21 protein-coding genes are annotated in these 20,289 nt (G+C 31.2%); 15 read left to right on the forward strand and 6 right to left on the reverse strand.

Going from position 1 to position 20,289, the window contains the following annotated elements; all coding sequences use genetic code 11:
• Both BTM19_RS06870 and BTM19_RS06875 read right to left on the reverse strand, forming a co-directional pair.
• The coding region (locus BTM19_RS06870; RefSeq protein ID WP_142378974.1) for a fibrinogen-binding adhesin SdrG C-terminal domain-containing protein at positions 1-1,790 on the reverse strand (1,790 nt) is incomplete at its 3' end.
• A gap of 288 nt (positions 1,791-2,078) precedes the next feature.
• Positions 2,079-3,086 (reverse strand): fatty acid desaturase, encoded by a 1,008-nt coding sequence (locus BTM19_RS06875; protein WP_029377882.1) that lies wholly within the window; start codon positions 3,084-3,086, stop codon positions 2,079-2,081.
• A 419-nt stretch (positions 3,087-3,505) separates the two neighbouring features.
• Between BTM19_RS06875 and BTM19_RS06880 the strand changes: the two genes are divergently transcribed.
• Both BTM19_RS06880 and BTM19_RS06885 read left to right on the forward strand, forming a co-directional pair.
• A complete protein-coding gene (locus BTM19_RS06880; protein ID WP_029377881.1) occupies positions 3,506-4,888 on the forward strand; it encodes an amino acid permease in 1,383 nt (460 codons plus the stop codon).
• A 213-nt stretch (positions 4,889-5,101) separates the two neighbouring features.
• Positions 5,102-5,578 carry an SRPBCC domain-containing protein gene (locus BTM19_RS06885; RefSeq protein WP_029377880.1) on the forward strand — a complete coding sequence of 159 codons (477 nt, stop codon included), beginning with the start codon at positions 5,102-5,104 and terminating at the stop codon, positions 5,576-5,578.
• Positions 5,579-5,759: 181 nt separating this feature from the next.
• On the opposite strand, the gene BTM19_RS13165 is transcribed toward BTM19_RS06885, so the two are convergent.
• Complete coding sequence (locus BTM19_RS13165; protein WP_017723505.1) at positions 5,760-5,891, reverse strand: hypothetical protein; 132 nt, start codon at positions 5,889-5,891, stop codon at positions 5,760-5,762.
• Between the two features lie 272 nt (positions 5,892-6,163).
• On the opposite strand from BTM19_RS13165, the gene BTM19_RS06890 reads away from it, so the two are divergent.
• The 7 genes from BTM19_RS06890 (at position 6,164) to BTM19_RS06920 (ending at position 12,566) form a co-directional block, all read left to right on the forward strand.
• On the forward strand, positions 6,164-6,517 hold the full coding sequence (locus tag BTM19_RS06890; RefSeq protein WP_029377879.1) for a zinc ribbon domain-containing protein YjdM: 354 nt from the start codon (positions 6,164-6,166) through the stop codon (positions 6,515-6,517).
• A 322-nt stretch (positions 6,518-6,839) separates the two neighbouring features.
• Positions 6,840-7,697, forward strand: coding sequence for a MurR/RpiR family transcriptional regulator (locus tag BTM19_RS06895; protein ID WP_029377878.1), 858 nt, complete (start codon positions 6,840-6,842; stop codon positions 7,695-7,697).
• Between the two features lie 153 nt (positions 7,698-7,850).
• Positions 7,851-8,507: an RraA family protein gene (locus BTM19_RS06900; protein ID WP_099265798.1), complete on the forward strand. Its 657-nt coding sequence runs from the start codon at positions 7,851-7,853 to the stop codon at positions 8,505-8,507.
• A gap of 10 nt (positions 8,508-8,517) precedes the next feature.
• Positions 8,518-9,381, forward strand: a complete 864-nt coding sequence (locus BTM19_RS06905) for a DUF1932 domain-containing protein (protein ID WP_038678033.1) — start codon at positions 8,518-8,520, stop codon at positions 9,379-9,381.
• A 15-nt stretch (positions 9,382-9,396) separates the two neighbouring features.
• Positions 9,397-10,746: a TRAP transporter large permease subunit gene (locus tag BTM19_RS06910; RefSeq protein WP_099265799.1), complete on the forward strand. Its 1,350-nt coding sequence runs from the start codon at positions 9,397-9,399 to the stop codon at positions 10,744-10,746.
• A 5-nt stretch (positions 10,747-10,751) separates the two neighbouring features.
• Positions 10,752-10,976 carry a hypothetical protein gene (locus tag BTM19_RS06915; RefSeq protein WP_029377874.1) on the forward strand — a complete coding sequence of 75 codons (225 nt, stop codon included), beginning with the start codon at positions 10,752-10,754 and terminating at the stop codon, positions 10,974-10,976.
• A gap of 282 nt (positions 10,977-11,258) precedes the next feature.
• A complete protein-coding gene (locus tag BTM19_RS06920) occupies positions 11,259-12,566 on the forward strand; it encodes an NtaA/DmoA family FMN-dependent monooxygenase (protein WP_038678037.1) in 1,308 nt (435 codons plus the stop codon).
• 181 nt (positions 12,567-12,747) lie between these two features.
• Here the strand turns inward: BTM19_RS06920 and BTM19_RS06925 are convergent, their stop codons facing one another.
• Positions 12,748-13,392, reverse strand: coding sequence for an FMN-dependent NADH-azoreductase (locus tag BTM19_RS06925; RefSeq protein ID WP_029377872.1), 645 nt, complete (start codon positions 13,390-13,392; stop codon positions 12,748-12,750).
• Between the two features lie 80 nt (positions 13,393-13,472).
• Between BTM19_RS06925 and BTM19_RS06930 the strand changes: the two genes are divergently transcribed.
• Entirely contained in the window at positions 13,473-14,405 is a 933-nt protein-coding gene (locus BTM19_RS06930) for a helix-turn-helix transcriptional regulator (RefSeq protein ID WP_029377871.1), read from the forward strand.
• Between the two features lie 62 nt (positions 14,406-14,467).
• On the opposite strand, the gene BTM19_RS06935 is transcribed toward BTM19_RS06930, so the two are convergent.
• Positions 14,468-15,109, reverse strand: coding sequence for a FusB/FusC family EF-G-binding protein (locus tag BTM19_RS06935; protein ID WP_038678039.1), 642 nt, complete (start codon positions 15,107-15,109; stop codon positions 14,468-14,470).
• 441 nt (positions 15,110-15,550) lie between these two features.
• Between BTM19_RS06935 and BTM19_RS06940 the strand changes: the two genes are divergently transcribed.
• Positions 15,551-16,513 carry an NAD-dependent epimerase/dehydratase family protein gene (locus BTM19_RS06940; protein WP_029377869.1) on the forward strand — a complete coding sequence of 321 codons (963 nt, stop codon included), beginning with the start codon at positions 15,551-15,553 and terminating at the stop codon, positions 16,511-16,513.
• A 366-nt stretch (positions 16,514-16,879) separates the two neighbouring features.
• Positions 16,880-17,956, forward strand: a complete 1,077-nt coding sequence (locus BTM19_RS06945) for a branched-chain amino acid aminotransferase (protein ID WP_029377868.1) — start codon at positions 16,880-16,882, stop codon at positions 17,954-17,956.
• Between the two features lie 151 nt (positions 17,957-18,107).
• Here BTM19_RS06945 and BTM19_RS06950 read toward each other — a convergent pair whose 3' ends face one another.
• A complete protein-coding gene (locus BTM19_RS06950; RefSeq protein WP_029377867.1) occupies positions 18,108-18,326 on the reverse strand; it encodes a hypothetical protein in 219 nt (72 codons plus the stop codon).
• Between the two features lie 233 nt (positions 18,327-18,559).
• Here BTM19_RS06950 and BTM19_RS06955 point away from each other — a divergent pair, with 233 nt between their 5' ends.
• From BTM19_RS06955 to BTM19_RS06965, 3 genes are all read left to right on the forward strand, one after another.
• Positions 18,560-18,967, forward strand: a complete 408-nt coding sequence (locus tag BTM19_RS06955; RefSeq protein ID WP_080704769.1) for a DUF1648 domain-containing protein — start codon at positions 18,560-18,562, stop codon at positions 18,965-18,967.
• A 106-nt stretch (positions 18,968-19,073) separates the two neighbouring features.
• Positions 19,074-19,766, forward strand: a complete 693-nt coding sequence (locus tag BTM19_RS06960) for an HAD family hydrolase (protein ID WP_038678047.1) — start codon at positions 19,074-19,076, stop codon at positions 19,764-19,766.
• An 82-nt stretch (positions 19,767-19,848) separates the two neighbouring features.
• On the forward strand, positions 19,849-20,238 hold the full coding sequence (locus tag BTM19_RS06965; protein ID WP_029377864.1) for a hypothetical protein: 390 nt from the start codon (positions 19,849-19,851) through the stop codon (positions 20,236-20,238).
• Positions 20,239-20,289 lie beyond the last annotated feature (51 nt).

Here is a 20,289-nt window from a genome sequence, read left to right on the forward strand (position 1 = left end):
GGATCTGGCGTTGGTTCAGGGTCCGGAGTTGGTTCAGGGTCCGGAGTTGGCTCAGGCTCCGGAGTTGGTTCAGGGTCCGGCGTTGGCTCAGGCTCCGGTGTTGGTTCAGGATCCGGAGTTGGTTCAGGGTCCGGAGTTGGCTCAGGCTCCGGAGTTGGTTCAGGGTCCGGAGTTGGTTCAGGATCCGGCGTTGGTTTAGGTTTCGGATCAGATCCTTCTCCATCAGCATTGTTTTGATAGAATAATACTCCATTATCCCAGCTTGCTTGTGAGTAATAATCTTTATAATATGGTGAAAATCCTGAAAGTGTTGTTCTAAATGTTAATGATTGTGCATCGCCGTCATAAGTGCTATCAAATTTTACTACATAGACACTATCTAAATTATCAAAGTCTATTTGATAATTACCATTAGTAACATTTAAATTGATGTCGTTAGTAACATCTTGAAACATTGAAGTATCTGACGTGTCAGCATATACACTTTGATTTAATTCATTTGGCTTCATTACTTTAAAGACTTTTACAGATGGTAGGTTACCATCTGGTTTGTTTCCGTTAATAATTTGACCGTAGACGGTAGCAGCAGGAATTTTAAAATTATTTGGATTAATGTATGCAAGGTGTGTAAAAGTATTATTTTGTTTGTTTAATGAAACAATACTACCATTAACACTTAAACCAACATTATTTATGCCATTTAAATATTTTACATAAACATCTTTTTGAGTTTCTTTCCCATTTATTGTCGCAATAATTGATTGATTACTATCACGAGGAACTGTTTTAGGATCAATAAATAAATTTAAAGATAAGTTTGTTTTTATGTTCTCTCTATTATTTACATAATCTGTGAATCTATATCTAATTTTACCGTCTTCTAAAATACTTCCATTTGCAATAATTGTTTCACCATTTTTAATTTCTGGCACTTTACTTATAGCAGATACGCCACGTGTATTAACATTATTAGAAAGTGAAATATCAAAGTAATCGCCTTCTTTAACACCCTCGTCGAATGTTAATTCGTATTTTAAAGTTGATCTTTCACCATTGTGTGGCCTAATTGTATCATTCGATTCAATATTGCTATTAACTATAGTGATTTTATCACTTACATCTTTACCGCCTACATTTTCATTATTAGCTACTTCAAGGTTTGGGTTCGCAGCATTATATGTAGAGATTGTGCGTTTTGGTGAAGTAATGTTCTCAAGTGATGATATTTGTTTTTCCTCTTTCTTAGGTTCACTTACTTCATTTTTCTGTGATGTGTTTTGTTCGGATGTAGTGGCAGATGGCGTAGTTTCATTTTGTGAAGTTGGTACAGAATTAGATGATGCTTGTTCATCAAAATTAGTGGCTTTATTGTCGCTAATCGTATCTAATTTAGCATTTTCGTTTCTATCGTTGATATCTTCTTGGGATGGTGCTTCAAGTTTAGTATTATCTTCAATTTCTAACGTTTTAGCTGCTTCTATTTTTTTATCGTTGTTAATGGATTCCGTCTTTTGAACAACATTTACATTTAATGATGTATCATTAGGTGCAGTTATTTCACTGTTAGTAGCAACCTCATTTGATGTATTGCTTTCACTTTCTGCTACACTATTTTGATTATTTGAATCTATATGTTTTGAATCGATTTTTGTTTCTTCATTCGTTGTCTCTGATGCCTTTGCCTCCCCAGAAGCACTTAAACCAATAGCTAGACAAGTACCTAAAAGTACTGATGCAGCCCCCAATTTATATTTGCGAATACCAAATTTTTCATGTTTCTTTATAAACATAACATTCTCCTCTTTTTAAAATTTATATTATATTGTGACATAGATAAGTATTATAATTTATTTCGTATGTTTGCGCAATGTAATAATTATTTGTTTTGAATTATTTATTAAATGATAAAAATAAGATTAGCTTTTCTAATCGTTTAAAACATAATTAATTTATTATTTTTTTAAAACAACGTGCAAAGTATTTTGGGCGTAAAAAAACTACTTAATCCTCATGGAATTTGAGAACTAAGTAGTGTATTAATGTAATTATATTTTATTTCAGTATAAGTGATGTTGCATTTAGGAAGGCTTTTTTTGTCGTAATGCAAATTCTTTAAATGTGATAAAACGTTTATGACTTTCATCGTATAATTTGAATTTTAATGAAGCAAAACTTTCAGTAATTGTAATCGAGGTTGCATGATGTAATGGTGTAACATTGTCATGCGTAGCTTCTAAAGCATAATTTGGAATTCTAGGATTTAAATGGTGTACATGGTGATATCCAATATTACCAGTTACCCATTGAATGAATTTTGGTAATTTATAGTATGAACTACCATCAATAGCTGCTTTAACGTAATCCCATTCGGATGACTCTTCAAAATAGGAATCTTCAAAAGTATGTTGAATATAAAAAAGCCAAATACCTATCATTCCAGAAATAAAGACCATAGGCGCGAATATAGCAAAAAATTGACTGGCACCTAATAGATAAATAAGGGAACCGTAAATAACTAATAATAAAATATTATTGAGCCATGTATTCGTACGTTCTTTTATTTTAGCACCTTTTACGTTAAAGCGATTAGATACAAATACTAAGAAAAATGGTCCTAAAACAAACATTACAAATGGATTGCGATAGCATCTATAAGTTAAACGTTTAAAAGGAGACGACGCTTGATATTCTTCAACTGTCATGACCCAAATATCTCCAATGCCACGTTTCTCCAAATTCCCACTACCTGCATGGTGCATTAAATGTTCTCTACGCCATTTTCGATAAGGAAAGAAGGTCAAGAAACCGGTCACATTACCTAATAAATCATTATGCTTCTGTTTTTTTAGATATGAACCATGACATGCGTCATGAAAAATAATGAATGTTCTAATTAAAAATATGGAAGCACAAATACTACTAATAATTGCTAATGACCAATGTACTTGATATAAAAATCCACTTGCTACTAATAATGCAAGGAGAGGGATTATTGTATTGATTATTTGAATTGTACTCTTTGTGTAGCTTGTTTTCTCAAACGGTTTTACCATCTTACGTAACAATTTCTTTTTATCTTTTTCCATTTACACCAAACTTTCTATCCACTCATAAATATATTTTTAATGAAGTGTTTAATTCAGTGTATAGAACTAGTACATCTATTACAAACATTATTTGAATTATTTGAATACTTTTTAATGAAAAGTGAAATAACAGCTATAAAAGCTTCATCTAAAAATGAAATTTAATTCTCAGACAATTTAAATACTTGTATTTTAATCAATTAATGTGTTGAAAAATAAAAAGTTGTAAAAACTCAATGATATTTAAATAATTTTATATCAATAGTTGTAATTTTCAGAAAAAAAGAATATTATACAACCAAGCATTGTGAGATATATGCATGTAATAATTGAATTAGTTTATTTATGTTAAAAAAAAGGGGAAATAAACTGAGCATATATTAAGTGTGCTTAAAAACAATTGAGGTGGGGCTAGTTTTATGACGAATACTTTAAACAGAGAGTTAAGCAATAGACATATTCAACTTATTGCGATTGGTGGAGCTATTGGAACAGGCTTATTCTTAGGTGCAGGACAATCCATTAGTTTAACGGGGCCATCCATTTTACTCACTTATATTATTGTAGGTTTCGTATTGTTTATGTTTATGCGTGCAATGGGAGAAATGCTATTACATAATACAGAATACAAAACATTTGCAGACATTGCACACCATCAAATAGGGCCTTTTGCAGGGTTTGTGACTGGTTGGACTTATTGGCTAACTTGGATTACATCTGGTATGGCTGAAATTACAGCAGTTGCGAAATATGTAGAATTTTGGATACCAGATTTACCTAACTGGATTACATCCTTATCATGTATTTTGATATTAATGGCCTTTAATTTAACAAGTACAAAAATGTTTGGCGAATTAGAATTTTGGTTCGCAATTATAAAAGTAGTTACAATAATTGCATTGATCATTGTAGGTATTGTAATGATAGTATTTGCGATACAGACACCTTTTGGTCATACGAGTGTAGCTAATATTTTTAATAACGGCTCATTCTTTCCACATGGAGCATCTGGCTTTTTTATGTCGTTCCAAATGGTAGTTTTTTCTTTTACTGGTATTGAAATTTTAGGTATTACAGCAGGTGAAACTAAGAATCCAGAAAGAACGATACCGAAAGCAATTAATAGTGTACCTATAAGAATTTTATTATTTTATGTGGGAGCATTAGCGGTAATGATGTCTATTATTCCATGGCAAGATATTGATCCAAATAATAGTCCCTTTGTTAGCTTGTTTGCATTAATTGGCGTGCCATTTGCGGCAGGACTTATCAATTTTGTAGTATTAACAGCAGCATCTTCTGCTTGTAATAGTGGTATCTTTGCCAACAGTAGAATACTTTTCGGCTTATCAGAGAAAAAGCAAACACATCATTTATTGATGAAAACAAATAGAAAAGGTGTACCGTACATAGCAATTTTAGTGACTTGTGCATTATTGTCTATAACAGTATTACTTAATTACTTAATACCTAACGCAACGCAAGTATTCTTTTATGTAACAGCAATATCAACTATATTGTTAGTTATTGTGTGGATGTTTATCATGCATTCTTATGCGAAATATGTTAAATCACACCCAGAAAATCATAAAAAAAGTGCCTTTAAATTACCAGGTGGCATAAACATGGCAAGAATGGTTCAATTATTCTTTGTTTTTGTATTGATCATTTTATTCCTTGTTCCCGATACGAGAATGGGTATCGTATTATCACCAATATGGTTTATCTTACTTGCATTAATTTATTTGAGATATACAAGAAAAGCGCGTAAATTGGAAGCGAACAATCAGAGAGAGAAGTAGGTAATCAAGTTGAGTAGTCATTTAAATAGTAGATGGCTAAAGTGAAATAATCCTAGTTCTAATGGGAATTTATTAAAAAATTTATGCAAAGACATCAATTCTAAGGCCAGATTAATACAAAGGTATTGTTTTAATAAAAGATTATTGTTGTCTTACGACAAAATTTAATAATACAATTATTTTTTTTGATTTGTGTGAGGAGGTTAGTTTGAAATGGAAGCTGTATATGCAAAGGATGACCAAGGTGCTTATCAAACACTGAAAATAAATATTGAGAAAGATAGTGAAACTGTTTTTAATTTATTAAGTACGACTGAGGGTGTTCAGAAATGGTTTCCTCAATTATCATTTGAGGAACGTATAGTTGGTGGTAAGATGACATTTCATATGGATGAACAAGACGACGTAGAAATGGAAATTACCGCTTTCGAAGATAATATAGCTATTGGTTACACATGGAGTACCGGTGCAGTAAGATTTGATTTGTATGATAGTGGGAGCGAAACAGTACTTATATTAGATGAATTTTTACCGTTTGACTTTCCGCATATCATTTTAGATTTTTCAGGTTGGCAGTTTCAAATACAAAGTATAAAAAGCGTTGCAGAAACAGGCAGATCCCTAGACCAAAGTGAATATGATTTTAACAGTGTAAAAGAAGAAGTAGAAACAAAACTTGATTTAGGTTAACATTTTAAATTTATTAGAATTTAAAAATAGATACCATACGGTTGCATAAGCGTAACTAATTTTAAAAATTGAGCGATGATTTTTTAGTAGTATTAGTTTTTATTGTACTAATCGTCGCTTAATACCAAAATGAGCTGGGACATAATAGTTAATATCCCAGCTCATTTTTTAGTTTATAAAATTAGAATTTATCTTTTAAGTCTTTTGCTTTATCTGAAGCTTGATCTTTCACTTCTTTTTGCTTATCTTTATCGTTCTTTACTTCGTCAACCTTATCTTTTGCTTTGTCTTTAAACTCGTCAAATTTACTCATTATAAAAACCTCCTTTAAGATTTGTGACACAAGTACTTTTCCACTTATTAATATAAATAAACATATTTATTTATATTAATCGAAAAAGATAAGAAGATGAAAGTATTAATATTATCAAAAAAATATACTATATAGGCTTTTTGGTAGGATAATTTAGAGGAAATAAGGTTAAAAATAAATGACGATTTTAACAAAAATGTAGAGAAAAAAGAGTATATATTTTATAATATGGTAGATTAAAAGCAAGACAATAATTTAATGGAGGTCAAAGCATGGAATATACTTTACCTAATTGTCCAGAATGTGATTCAAGTTATACATACGAAGATGGAAATTTATTTGTCTGTCCTATGTGTGGTCACGAATGGTCTGAAGTTGAAAATAATGAGAATAAAGAAGCTCAAATTACTAGAGATGTTAATGGACAGGAATTAGTTGATGGAGATGCTGTTACAGTTATTAAAGATTTAAAAGTAAAAGGTACATCATTTGTAATCAAACAAGGTACGAAAGTAAAAAGTATAAAAATAGTTGAACCTGACGACGGTCATGACATCGACGCGAAAGTTGATAAAATTGGACTAGTGGGATTAAAATCTTCACTTGTAAAAAAATTAAAAGGTTAGAGCAAAATTAAGCATAAAATAATAACACTGAGGGATGGGATAAGGACCTGATTTAAATGAGGGTTCGTTGTCTCGCCCTTTTTTGTTATTTATATTTAGTAAAGTTAAATAGCTGATAGGTTACTATAGTATATGAACAAATACAATTACTCCGTAATAAATATGATATTACATATTAAAACAACATGTTGTGTAAATTTCTATATGTTATTATAAATCTAACTATTATACATTCGTTAATTATGGTAGATATGAAATTCATCTATAATTTTCTCATATAACAAATTCGAATTTAATTATTCATTACGAGGAGATTGAGTATATGTCAAAAGATAACATTTTTATGAAAATTAAAGAAAATATAAAAAATTTATCTCAATCAGAAAGAAAAGTAGCCAATTTTATAACTAAAGCACCCACAGATATCATGTTTGATACTATAAACGAATTATCTGAAAAGGTTGGTACCAGTACTACAACGATTATGCGTCTTGCAGGTAAATTAGGTTACTCCGGATATACAGAGTTGCAACGAGATATTCAAAAATTTTTAAAAGATGGTAAGGCGCCTCAGTCCAGGCTAGCTTCTAATTTACAAAATATAGAGAAAGATAATTTGTGGACAGAAACGGTTGATTTTCATACTACACAGTTACAACAATTTTCAAATCAAGTTGATGAACAAACTTTGGATAAAGCAATAAATTTAATTGAAAATGCTAACAATATTTGTTGTACATGCGTGAGAAGTGGATTGCCTGCAGGTCATTATTTTTCACAAAATATAAATAGAATAAAAGGTAACTGTAACCTTATAGTAGCAGATACTTCAGATTGGGTAGATGAAGTTGTGTCAATGAATTCTAAAGATGTGTTAGTAGCGATTAGTTACCCTAGATATGCTAAGCGCATTAATGATTTCGTGAAAATTGCTAAAAATAAAGGGGTTAAAATCATTATAATAACAGATACATTCTCCTCTCCATTAGTTGATTATGCAGATGTAATTTTACCTTGTGATTCTAACAGTTTAGCTTTTCATAATTCACCAATATTGTCACTTGTAGTTATTGATTACTTGATTAACGCTTTAGCTGTTAAAGAAACTAAGAAGAATTCAAATCGCTTAGATGATATAAATGAAATATTACAACAAATTAAATATCATACAAATAACTAAGAAAACAAGCCATTTTAAAAATATAATGGTTTGTTTTTTTATGTGACATTAAATGAAAGGGTTTACATTTATTCGGGTAAATGGTAACTTTGTAAATAATATTACAAAAGTAAAATGAAATGTAATAAATTTTACTAATGGGATGGTGGCTTAATGAATAGTAATAATGATGAAATTTTAAAGCGTTTAGAGAAGCTAAGTTCAACGTTAATTGCCGATAGCATGAAATTTGAAAATGTTATGAATCATAGATTAAAGCCAGTTAATTTTCAAGAAACGCTTGTCGGTCAAGCAAGAACGGTATCGCTTTATCCAGGGGATAATCTTTTTTTACATTATGGAATATATGAGGCAAAACCAGAAGAAATATTAATTGTTGAAGGGAAAGATTCTACAACTTCAGCTTATATGGGAAATTTGATGGCAGCAGCAGCAGAAAAACTTGGTATAAAAGGAATAATTATTGATGGTTTAATTAGAGATAAAAAAGATTTAGAGAACATGGATATACAAATCTACGCAAATGGATTTATACCTAAAGGTCCAAGAAAAAATGGACCAGGTGCATTTGATATACCAATTCAATGTGGAGGGGTAATAGTAAATCCATATGATTTTGTAGTTGCAGATGAGGATGGCATTGCAATCATTCCTTATTTAAAAGCAGAAGAGTTTATAGTAAAAGCAGAAGAAAAATTAATATATGAAGAAAAAAGGTTAGAGACAATAATATCATTTAGCTCGGATCAGGAGTATGACAAAAGTACAATTGAGCCGTCCTGGTTAAGAGAAAATATTGAAAATCAATAGGGGTGATTAAATGGATATAGGATTTATAGGATTTGGAGAAGTTGGAAAAGAATTATCTAAAGGTTTTAGTAAATATGATGTAAATCGAATATATGCTTACGATCCATTACTGATAAGTTCAGATTCAGAAAAATTATCTGAAGTCACAGAGATTAACTATGTTGAAAAGGCAGAAATTGTAGCAGAACAAACATTATCTATATTATTTGTTGCTGTTCCTGCGACGAAAACTGTAGAAGCTTGGTCAGAAATAAGTGACGTTGTTGCTAGTGAAACAGTTCTAGTAGATTTAACAACGGCTAGTTCTGAAGAGAAAAATAAGGTTAATGAAATGATGTCCCACAAAGGTATGACAATTATAGATGCTGCAATTCTTGGTGCATTAAAAGTATATCAAAATGAAGTGCCCATATTAGCATCTGGAGCACAAACAAATAAGTTTATAGAGTTAGGTCATCAAATTGGGATGAATATTACTAAATTAAATGACAAAGTTGGCGATGCTACTAATTTCAAATTTGTGAGGAGTATCTTTACAAAAGGGTTGTCTACGTTATTGTTTGAGGTTATGGCATCTGCCGATCAACTTAATATTTCAGAGGAAATATATGAATCTATCACCGGTACGATGGATAAAGATGATTTTGGAGAAATCATAAATAGATATATAAAAAGTAACGTAAAACATTCACAACGTCGAGAGAAAGAAATGAAAAATGTAAGTGAATTTTTAGAATCTCATTATATCGAACCGGTAATGACTAAAGCTACAATCCAAAAATTGAAAAATATAACTGAAGCAAATTTAGAAAGTAAATTACGAGATGAAGTTGATGATTGGTCTACCGTAATAAAGGCTTACAATCAAAAATAAATAGGAGGCATGTACATGGGGATATTGGCTTTATTAATATTTGTATCTATTTTAATTATTTGGAGCGTTTTCTTAAAAAGAAATTTAGGAGAAGCGTCATTGATTGGGTTTATCGCGTCAAGTCTTTTAGGTGGCAAAGAAGCTTTAGGATTACTTGCAAATGGTTTTTCATTTGCGTCAACATTTTCAGTGCTTTATGCTGCACTAGCTTTTGTATTCATGGCATATATTATTGATAAATTAGGAATTGTTGAGAAACTATTAGCAATTTTAAATTCTATGGTAGGGAAGATTCCAGGAGCACCAGCTTATATGGACGCTATGGGCTCAGTTGCATTAGGCACATTATCAGGTGGTGACTCCGGTAATACAGCTGCTACAGGATCCATAACAGGACCTTGGATGTTGAAGAATAAATGGAAGAAAGAAATTGCCGCATCAGTAATGGTTGGGAATGGTGGTATTGCTTCCGTATTTCCACCAACAACTTCAATGTTTATCATACTTGGATTTGCTCCAGTTGCTGCAGCGGTTGGCGTTGGCGAATTTTATATTGCATTGTTTGTCGCATCATTATATCAACTTGCGCACAGACTAATAATGATTTGGTTCTTTGTAAAGAAACAGGGTATAAAGGCATTCTCTATTGAAGAATTAGAGCCATTAAGTAGTTCGTTTAAAAGAGGATGGACTTCAGGATTATTATATATCGGCGCCATTATTCCATTAGCTATAACAATCGGACCATTAGGGGAAAAATTAACAAGTATACCATCAATAGGAGAAAAATCATTAGATAGTATAGATATCGTTGTATGGATACCAACTTTAATGATTACTATCGCATTTATATTAGGGAGAAAAAATTTACCAAAAACAGTACCGGAGTTTATAAAGTTTGTTCAAGCTTCAATACCGAGATTTACTACAATTGGTGCTTTAATATTCTTTGCTGTTGCAGCTAGTGAAGTTTTAACTAAATTAGGTTTATCAAATAATATCGCATTTCTTATAGAGTCGGCGAATGCACCAGCTTGGTTAACGTTATTACTTATAGGTATAGGTATTACAATTATTACTGGCCCTTTAACGTCTACTGGAACACTTACGGCAGTAGGATTGGTTTCCTATCAAATTTTAATTTCAAGCGGATTTTCGCCATTAATTTCGGCAGTAGTAGTGATGACGTTTGCTTCTACATCGGCTCAAATGCCACCTGCTTCTGGCTCCATTTATATTGCTTCAGGGATTGTTGATGCTAAACCTGAAAAAACATTTGGCATGTTGATTGTACTTTATGCATTGCCTGTAATTATTATAGGCTGGCTTATAGGTATGGGTATATTGCCAATATGGGGAGGATAAAATTTATGGAAAAATTACTAGAAAAAATTTTCGCAATTTTCTTATTACTTTCGATTATAACGGCACTTATTATGGTAATTGCACAACTACTTGGATTAATTATACTTAACGGAGAATTTATTATAAAAGTAAATGATATATTACTAACGCCAGCTATTATTTTAGCCGCAATATTCTCAGGAGTAGCATTTATATTAGGTTATTTCCCGAAATATAAAGATAAAAATTAAAGTAACAAAAGGGTGTTTTATGACTGAAGTGAAATGAATCAAATAATAAGTCTAAGCTACTAATTTCAATTTCTTTAAAGAATTTAGTGGCTATTTTAATGTATTAATTAATCAGATATTTTAATCTTTATGTGTAAAAAGTATTTGAAATAGGTGCATAAAAGAAATTGTTTTTATATACTATGTGTAATTAAAATATTGTGAAAATTTTCGTAATATCTTATTTTGTTAGATTATATAGAGGGGATTTTCATAGTAATAAGGGGATTAGAAGACAATATTATGAAGAATCAGATGCACATTGTTTCACTTATTTATAGTACAGGTTTACATCCTGCTTCATGGAGACTAGAAAACTCTAGAATTGATGAAATAGGCCAAATTACATATCAACAAGAAATTGCTAAAATTGCAGAACGTGGCTGTTTGGATGCTATATTTTTAGCAGATGGACAATATATTTCTCAAGAAAATACAGGGCATTTATCTTATTTCTTAGAACCTATCACTACCTTGACTGCTATTTCACAAGTAACGAAACATATTGGGTTAATAGCAACCGTATCTTCTACATTTTATGATCCATACAATACAGCACGCTTAATAGGTAGTTTAGATCATATTAGTCAGGGGAGAGCTGGTATTAATATTGTCACTTCACAATTTGATAATGAAGCAGGTAATCATTCAATGACGCAACTTCCTCCTTTAAATGAAAGATATAAAAAGGCAGAAGAATTTGTACATGTATTAAAACAATTGTGGCAGTCGTTTGATAGTCATGCATTAATTAATGATAGAAAGAATGGTAGAGGAATAGAGTGGTCCTTAATAAATGAAATTAATCACGAAGGAGAATATTTTAAGGTGAAGGGTCCTATAAATTTACCATCTAATCCTCAAATATATCCAGTCTTGTGTCAAGCTGGTACTTCGATTCCAGGTCGTGATTTTGCTTCGAAAGCTGTAGATATGATTTTTTCAGTAGCTTGGAATAAGTTAGACGCTAAGAGATTTTTGAAAGATATCGAGAAACGAGTAGAACAGCTTAATAATTCTGAAAGTAGACCATTGATTTTACCAGGTTTGACTGTTTATGTTGCAGATACGATGGAAGAAGCTAAAGAAAAAAGAGCAACACTAGATAGATTCATAGATGTGAACGAAAAAATTAAACAGATTGAACAAAGTATAGGACAAAGTGTTGAGGGATGGGATTTTGATGCTGTAGTACCATCTTTACCGTCTTATGATAAATTAACGACAAAAGTTGTGTCGAAAGCGCGCTATGAAGCGATACGAAGTACGATAGAAACAGAATCGCTTACATTAAGAGAATTAGCACAACGCGTGAGTACTTGGATGGGACATAAGACAATTGTAGGAGACCCAATAACAGTTGCAGATATGATGCAGGAATGGTTTGAAGAGGAGTGTTGTGATGGTTTTACACTTATGCCACCTACGTATCCAGATATGTTTGAAACTTTTATTGATAAAGTAATTCCTATATTGCAAGAGCGAGGTTTATTCAGAAAAGCATACACAGGATCAACTTTGAGAGAAAATTTACAATGCGTAGTGAAATAGGCTATTAATGAATAAGATAGTAGCAATAGCAATTACAAAATTTCATAAAAGCAAAGAAAACGTCAATTTCCATATCTCAATGCAAATTGACGTTTGTTTTTAGTTTATATACTTTCTTTAAAGTAGATACATAAAAAGTGTATTATTTCTTCGTAGAATAATTTAGTATATTTGTGATTTTTTATTGTAAATCAAAAAAAGATGTAAAGGCTTGATCTAAGTCAATTTCAGCATTTTGTAAAACAGTCGATTCAGGCAATATTGCTGTTCCTTGAGCACGCGCAATATAAAAATCATCAAATGCCATAATATCTGTAAACATGGCTTGTAGATATTGAGAAGAAAAGTCTAAAGGTTTATAGCGATCGTCATTTGTATAAATTGAACCACTAGCTTGTAAATATAGAGCTTTATAGTTATCAGTCATCAATCCGACTGAACCATCAGAAGTATATTTAAATGTTTGGCGTGCAATCATAATGTTATCTATATAATCTTTCAAACGAGACGTTATATTAAAGTTGTGAAGCGGCGAAATAATTACTATTCTATGATGTGACTTAAATTGTGAAAGTAAAGATGACGTCATATCAGATATTTGTTGTTCTTCTATTGTCAGTAATTCGTTTTCACGTTGTTTGTTCCAAATGTTTAATAACTGTGTAGATTCTATACGAGGTAAATTAATTTCATATAGATTTAATATTTCTGGTTTTTCATTTGGAAAAGTCTCTTTATATTTTGTTGAAAATATATTTTGTAGTTTATAAGAAAAACTGTCTTTATTTTCGAATTTAGGATGAGCGTTAATTATTAAAGTTTTCATAGTACATACTCCTTAGTTATTTGATAAGATAATTATAAAGTTTAAAGGTGTCTAAATACGGCACCATTGAAGGAGATATTATGAAAAAATCTGAAAGACTTAATCAAGAACTCATTTTCTTAAGTAATAAATCTACTTTTCATTTAAAAGATATTATGCAGGCTTTTAATATTTCTAAAAGAACTGCACTTAGAGATATTCAAGAACTTGAAGCGATGGGTTTGGCACTTTATGTAGAAAATGGCCGATATGGTGGTTATAAGTTGCTTTCTCAAAATTTATTAACACCTATTTATTTTAATAATAATGAAATTTTGGCGATATTTTTTGCACTTAAAGCTTTAGATATACTATCTACGACACCTTTTGAAAAATCTTATGATCAAATAAAAGAAAAATTATTTGCCAGTCTACCTGAGCAAAAGCAAAAAGACATTGCTAAAGTATTAAAATATATTCATTACTATAATGCAACACCAATTAATAACGCAGTTTATTTAGAGCAAATATTAACCTCAATTATGAGTGAGAATAGTGTTTATATTACTTATACGCAATACAAATACGAAGAAACAGAAATTCAAATTTATGATTTATTTTATAGAAATGGGATATGGTTCTGTAGTGCTTATGACTTAAATAAACATACTTGGGGTACATATCGTTGCGATTATATTGTGAATTTAGAGGTTAATGAGGTTAGAGACACGTTTTCTAGGCAAACACTAGAGGACATTAAGCAACATCACGAAGAAACATTTAATAACATACCGTTTAAATGCAAATTAACGACTTTTGGAGTAGAACTATTTTTGAAGAAACATTATCCGAATATGAAATTGGAATATATTGAAAATAGTCCTTATATTGTAGGGGGATACAATAATGAAGAATTGGGTTATATGACTGATTACTTAATTTCACTAGGGGAACATGTGGAGATTGTTTATCCGGAGCAACTCAAACGAAATTATATAACTAAGTTGAATAATATTTTAAAGAAATATGACTGACTGCAAAATAAAGCAGAGGCTATAAGGGTGACATTGATGTCCTTATAGCCTCTGCTTTTTAATTACTGTATTTTATTTAGAAAATGATAGAAGTAGGATAAATCAGAGATTTGTTGATTACAAACTGTACTATCGAAACAAATATAATCACCTTTTTTAGTATATTGCCCGTCACTTGTGGTGCGTGTTTTTCTCATAAATAAGGTGACTCGAGACTCCTTATTACAAATTGAGCAAAAGCCTTTAACTGTTTGGTTTGAAATATCCCCATAAAAACCATCTAAATTTCCAAAATCATTATAATAGATTATATATTTTCTATTGGAAGCAACATCGTTCCAACCAATAAATGTACTTTCTAATAGGACTTCATTACTGATTAATGGTGTTTTCAATTTCTTTACTTTTCTAAAAACTTTATCTACTTGTTTTTTAGAAGGATGTTCGAAAGGTAACACATAAGTTTGAAGTTTACTTAAGATTTTTTCAGCTTGCATTTTTGATAACTGGTTATTCATCAATTTTTCAATTTCTGATTGAATAGATGAATCTACCTTTTGAAACGTGTTGAGAATTTGTTCACGTGTAGCCTCTTGGATAGAAGCGATAGTATTAAGATCATTAACTGAATTGTACACATTGATTAAATGTACAATACGTTCTTTTATATAATTAAATTGATAAGGGTATAGTTGTTTTTCCATAATTTTGATATTCCTCTCACATTTTAATAACTGCATGCATAAGATTGATGCCCTGTGAAAAGAAAAAAGTTCTACAAAGCATCGATTATTTTAATCGAGAACTTTGTATTAATAATGTAGCATTTGAATGCAACATATTATCATCTCCGTAAATACTTAATAAATAACTTATACCAACATATGACAAGTGTGTCAAATGTTGGAAATTATCACAATTTACTAAATAGATTTTATATTGAATAGAGAGGTAGCAACGAGAAATAGTGAAAAAGCTAATAGTTAAATAGTAGACATTAATGAGTTACACTGCTAAAATCAAAGGAAATGTTCACTCAAAGTATACAAAAGAGCGTTATTATAGTATAATATGGTTGAAAATACGGTTATTGTCCACTGGGGAAAAACATTACGATTTCTGTAATATACAAGGGAGATATAAATATGAAAAAAATTATTATTACTGGTGCATTAGGACAAATAGGAACAGAATTAGTTGTGAAGTGTAGAACATTATATGGAAATGACAATGTTTTGGCTACTGATATTAAAGAGCCAGAAGCTGATTCTGCAATTGCAAATGGTCCATTTGCAATATTGGATGTGACTGATAAATCACGTATGAATGAACTTGTTGAATCATTTAAGCCGGACACCATTATGCATATGGCTGCTTTACTATCTGCTACTGCAGAAAAAAATCCTTTATTTGCTTGGGATTTAAATATGGGTGGATTAATGAATGCTTTAGAGGTAGCACGTGAATATGATTTATTATTCTTCACGCCAAGTTCGATTGGTGCGTTCGGTCCATCAACACCTAAAGTAAATACACCACAAGTAACGATTCAGCGTCCAACTTCAATGTATGGTGTGAATAAAGTTGCAGGTGAACTATTATGCCAATATTACTTTGACAAGTTTGGCGTTGATACACGTAGTGTAAGATTCCCAGGTTTAATTTCACATATTAAAGAACCTGGTGGCGGTACAACAGACTATGCAGTCGATATTTATTTTAAAGCTGTAAGAGAAAGACAATATTCAAGCTTTATTGAAAAAGGTACATTTATGGACATGATGTATATGGAAGATGCGATTGACGCCATTATCCAACTTATGGAAGCAGACGGAGTTAAATTAATAAACCGTAATGCTTATAATTTAAGTGCGATGAGTATTGAACCAGAAATGGTTAAAGCAGCAATTCAAGAACATTATCCAGACTTTAAATTAGACTATGATGTAGACCCAGTGAGACAATCAATTGCTAACAGTTGGCCAGATAGCATTGATGTAAGTTGTGCAAGAGCAGAATGGGGCTTTGATCCACAATACGATTTAAACAAAATGACTAAAGTGATGTTAGATGCTATCGAAGGTAAAGAAACAGCTGAAGTAAGATAAAAGAAGATTAGCTGCTATTTAATAGTATTTGAAAAATAAAACCGCAATGATGATAATTAAAAATGGAGCATTTGCTGTTATAAAATAAAACTAAATAGTATTTATTTCGTCTGTTAAGTGTAGCGTGGATATGTTGGCAAAATTTTGAATTTGATAACATGTCTACGCTATTTTTATTAATAAATATATTAAGATAGACGGAAATGAATCAATTCTAAAAATCAATTTTTAATTGTGAAAATTGGTTTCTATTCCTCTCCCTTATTATTTCTTTATTTTAAATTTTTTGAAAATTATTGAACAGCACTCGTTGGATTGATATAATTTAATGTAATACTTAAAGAAATACCATTAGGAGGAAAAATCATGTCAGAAAAAATTGAATTTGTACAACGAGAAACACTTAAAGAAAAACCGGATCCAAGTGATTTAGGTTTTGGGAAATATTTCACAGATTATATGTTAAGTTTCGACTACGATATTGATCAAGGATGGCATGATTTAAAGATTGTGCCTTATGGACCAATCGAACTTTCTCCGGCAGCACAAGCCTTACATTACGGCCAAGCAGTATTTGAAGGTTTGAAAGCTTACAAACATGAGGGTGAGGTAGATTTATTCCGTCCCTCTGAGAATTTTAAACGTATTAATAATTCATTGTCACGATTAGATATGCCGAAAGTTGATGAAGAGACAGTATTAGAAGGGTTAAAGCAATTAGTAGATATAGAACGTGATTGGGTACCAGAAGGTGAAGGTCAATCGTTATACATACGTCCATATGTTTTCGCTACAGAAGGTATTCTAGGCGTACGTCCTTCTTATTCATATAAATTATTGATTATTTTGTCACCATCAGGTTCATATTATGGTGGGGAGTCGTTAAGACCAACAAAAATTTATGTAGAAGATGAATATGTGCGTGCTGTTCGTGGTGGTGTAGGTCATGCAAAAGTTGCAGGTAATTATGCTGCTAGCCTATTAGCACAAACGAATGCATCAGCACAAGGTTATGACCAAGTATTGTGGTTAGATGGTGTTGAACAAAAATATGTAGAAGAAGTTGGTAGTATGAATATCTTCTTCGTAGAAAATGGTAAACTTGTAACGCCGGAATTAAATGGTAGTATTTTACCAGGTATAACACGTAAAACCGTGATTGAATTAGCACAAAATTTAGGCTATGAAGTGGAAGAACGTCGAGTATCTATCGATGAACTTATTGAAGCACACAATAAAGGTGAATTAACAGAAGTATTTGGTACAGGTACTGCAGCAGTTATCTCTCCTGTAGGTCAGTTGAAATATGGGGAAACTGAGATCGTTATTAATAATAATGAAACTGGGGAAGTTACTCAAAACTTATACGATAATTATACTGGTATCCAAAGCGGCAAACTTGAAGATCCACAAGGCTGGAGAGTTGTTGTACCAAGATACTAAAATACACAATAATATAATGAGTATTGAACAGTAATCTAATTTAGGTGATTAATATTTAATAACTAATATAATATTTGAGGCTGGGACATATATTGATATGTCCCAGCCTCGCTTTATGTATAATTTGATAAAATGTATTCCAATGGAATTGTTATTTTGAAGTTATTGCTTCAGCATTTGCTTTTTTCATTCCATCTTTAGCACCTTTTTGTATGTCATCAATGTGGTAAAATCCGCTAACGACAATCATAGAAACAATAATGACACCAATGCCTTTAAACCAACTAGATGGAGACATTTGTTTATCTCTCTTGGCAAAATATAACCCGATTAAACCTGCAACAACAATAAAAGTAATTTCGTAACCCATAAAACAAACCTCCTTTTGGAAATGTTTAAAACTAAACAAAACTAAATATTTAAGAAAATAAATTCGCATTTAAATACTAACACAACTTTTTATAACGTTAAATATTTGAAAAATCATATTAAATATAATGATTGGTGAAGTATAAGTTGTTTTTTGAAAGGAACATAGATATGAATAAAATATTGAACATTGCCAGTTTTATTATGCTTATTTTGTTAACGCTATATACATGAATAAATTATAGTGCTTTGCCTAAAACGGTACCAATTCATTATGATTTATATAATCATGCAGACGGATGGGGTGATAAAAATTCATTGTTTTTGATACCTTTTATAGGATTAATGATATGGCTTTTAATGTATTCACTATACAAATATTATCCAAAATTAATAAATCTAGATATTAAATTAAAAGGAGAACAACCGACAAAAAAGGCGATTAAAACGCATATAACTTTTGTTGCTATTTTGAACTTTGAAATTATTTTATTTATTTCTTTAATGGGAGTAATGGATATCTATAATATCAAAGGTGGATCAATACATTTAGGCATCTTTCAATTTGTGACTTTCGCTATAGTTATTGGAGTAACATTAATATGGTTGGTAGTGAATGACTATAAGAACAAACGAAAATGATATAACAAAGACAGTTTCATTATTTGTATACAGAGTTAGTTTTATATTAAAATAAAATAGGTTTTAAAAACAATGATAGTGTGAAACTATAGGAGCTGTTCTAGCGATGAAATGGATTTTATTTGATAAAGATGGCACAATTATATATTTCGACCGTAGTTGGATGAAGATTGGTTTACAACTTGTAGATGATTTTATGGAAGTTTACCAAGATGAAATTAGTGATAGAGAAGCAGCATATGCGCATTTAGGTGTTGTAAATGGAGAAATTCAACCAGGAACGATCATGGCTTCAGGTGCCTTAGATGAAATGGTTCAAGCATTTTGTGACATTGCAGGTCAAGATGTTACTGAATGGGCACAAAGTAGAAGTCAAACACTTGTAGATAATCGTGTTCCAGAAAATGTCTTAGTAGAAGGTATTGAGGAGACACTTGAAACCTTAAAACGCCAAGGTTATAAGATGGGAATTGTAACTAGTGATTCTAAAAAAGGTGTGGAGCAGTTTTTAGAAATTACGAAATTCGATCATTTTTTTGATGTGGTTATTTCAACAGAAGCAAACGCAGTTGAAAAACCAAACCCAGAAGTACTTAATCCGTTATTTGATCATTATGATGTAGCACCTCAAGATGTAGCTATTGTAGGTGATACTGCAAATGATATGCAAACAGGTGTTAATGCGAAATTAGGCTTGAAAATTGCAGTGTTAACAGGTGTTGGTTTAAAACAAGAATTTACAAATGCAGATTACATAGTAGAAACTGCAAATGATATTGTGGAAATAATAAATCAATAGGCTTAACATCTAAATTATGTCATAATATACGTAACGTATATTATGATTTTTTTATATTTAATATAAGTGTCGAGGTGATAAGATGATTGATGGTAAATACGCCGATTATCAAGGTGAAACTTATAAAGTAGTGGAAATTATTAGTAATGAAGTTGTATTGGTTACTGAAGATGAGCGTGCTTTAGCGCATGGTTTTGAACCAAATACGACAAACCAAACTGCACACACGTTGTATTTTAAACATGTTGCGCGCGATGATATAGATGAACTATATGCACTGTTCCAAGAAGCGAGATACGGCGGTGCTGTTTTTGATCTCTATCAAGATACTGAGGGGCAATTATATATTGGCACCGAAGACCAAGATAAGGCTAGCACCTTTGGTTTAGCACAAACAGATGAATATTATTATAGTAAATATGTGACAGAAGATGAAATCGAAAAAATCATTTATCGACGTCATATTGAATAAATTACGATACCTGAATAAAAAAGTCACTCCGACTAAAAAAGTTTAGTGGGA

Origin of the sequence: Staphylococcus xylosus (genome assembly GCF_002732165.1) — a bacterium.
Taxonomy (GTDB): Bacteria; Bacillota; Bacilli; order Staphylococcales; family Staphylococcaceae; genus Staphylococcus; species Staphylococcus xylosus.

Bases quoted from the DNA above. Each gene is read 5' to 3' on its own strand.
- BTM19_RS06875 (WP_029377882.1), bottom strand. From the start codon at position 3,086: ATGGAAAAAGATAAAAAGAAATTGTTACGTAAGATGGTAAAACCGTTT.
- BTM19_RS06880 (WP_029377881.1), top strand. From the start codon at position 3,506: ATGACGAATACTTTAAACAGAGAGTTAAGCAATAGACATATTCAACTT.
- BTM19_RS06885 (WP_029377880.1), top strand. From the start codon at position 5,102: ATGGAAGCTGTATATGCAAAGGATGACCAAGGTGCTTATCAAACACTG.
- BTM19_RS13165 (WP_017723505.1), bottom strand. From the start codon at position 5,891: ATGAGTAAATTTGACGAGTTTAAAGACAAAGCAAAAGATAAGGTTGAC.
- BTM19_RS06890 (WP_029377879.1), top strand. From the start codon at position 6,164: ATGGAATATACTTTACCTAATTGTCCAGAATGTGATTCAAGTTATACA.
- BTM19_RS06895 (WP_029377878.1), top strand. From the start codon at position 6,840: ATGTCAAAAGATAACATTTTTATGAAAATTAAAGAAAATATAAAAAAT.
- BTM19_RS06900 (WP_099265798.1), top strand. From the start codon at position 7,851: ATGAATAGTAATAATGATGAAATTTTAAAGCGTTTAGAGAAGCTAAGT.
- BTM19_RS06905 (WP_038678033.1), top strand. From the start codon at position 8,518: ATGGATATAGGATTTATAGGATTTGGAGAAGTTGGAAAAGAATTATCT.
- BTM19_RS06910 (WP_099265799.1), top strand. From the start codon at position 9,397: ATGGGGATATTGGCTTTATTAATATTTGTATCTATTTTAATTATTTGG.
- BTM19_RS06915 (WP_029377874.1), top strand. From the start codon at position 10,752: ATGGAAAAATTACTAGAAAAAATTTTCGCAATTTTCTTATTACTTTCG.
- BTM19_RS06920 (WP_038678037.1), top strand. From the start codon at position 11,259: ATGAAGAATCAGATGCACATTGTTTCACTTATTTATAGTACAGGTTTA.
- BTM19_RS06925 (WP_029377872.1), bottom strand. From the start codon at position 13,392: ATGAAAACTTTAATAATTAACGCTCATCCTAAATTCGAAAATAAAGAC.
- BTM19_RS06930 (WP_029377871.1), top strand. From the start codon at position 13,473: ATGAAAAAATCTGAAAGACTTAATCAAGAACTCATTTTCTTAAGTAAT.
- BTM19_RS06935 (WP_038678039.1), bottom strand. From the start codon at position 15,109: ATGGAAAAACAACTATACCCTTATCAATTTAATTATATAAAAGAACGT.
- BTM19_RS06940 (WP_029377869.1), top strand. From the start codon at position 15,551: ATGAAAAAAATTATTATTACTGGTGCATTAGGACAAATAGGAACAGAA.
- BTM19_RS06945 (WP_029377868.1), top strand. From the start codon at position 16,880: ATGTCAGAAAAAATTGAATTTGTACAACGAGAAACACTTAAAGAAAAA.
- BTM19_RS06950 (WP_029377867.1), bottom strand. From the start codon at position 18,326: ATGGGTTACGAAATTACTTTTATTGTTGTTGCAGGTTTAATCGGGTTA.
- BTM19_RS06960 (WP_038678047.1), top strand. From the start codon at position 19,074: ATGAAATGGATTTTATTTGATAAAGATGGCACAATTATATATTTCGAC.
- BTM19_RS06965 (WP_029377864.1), top strand. From the start codon at position 19,849: ATGATTGATGGTAAATACGCCGATTATCAAGGTGAAACTTATAAAGTA.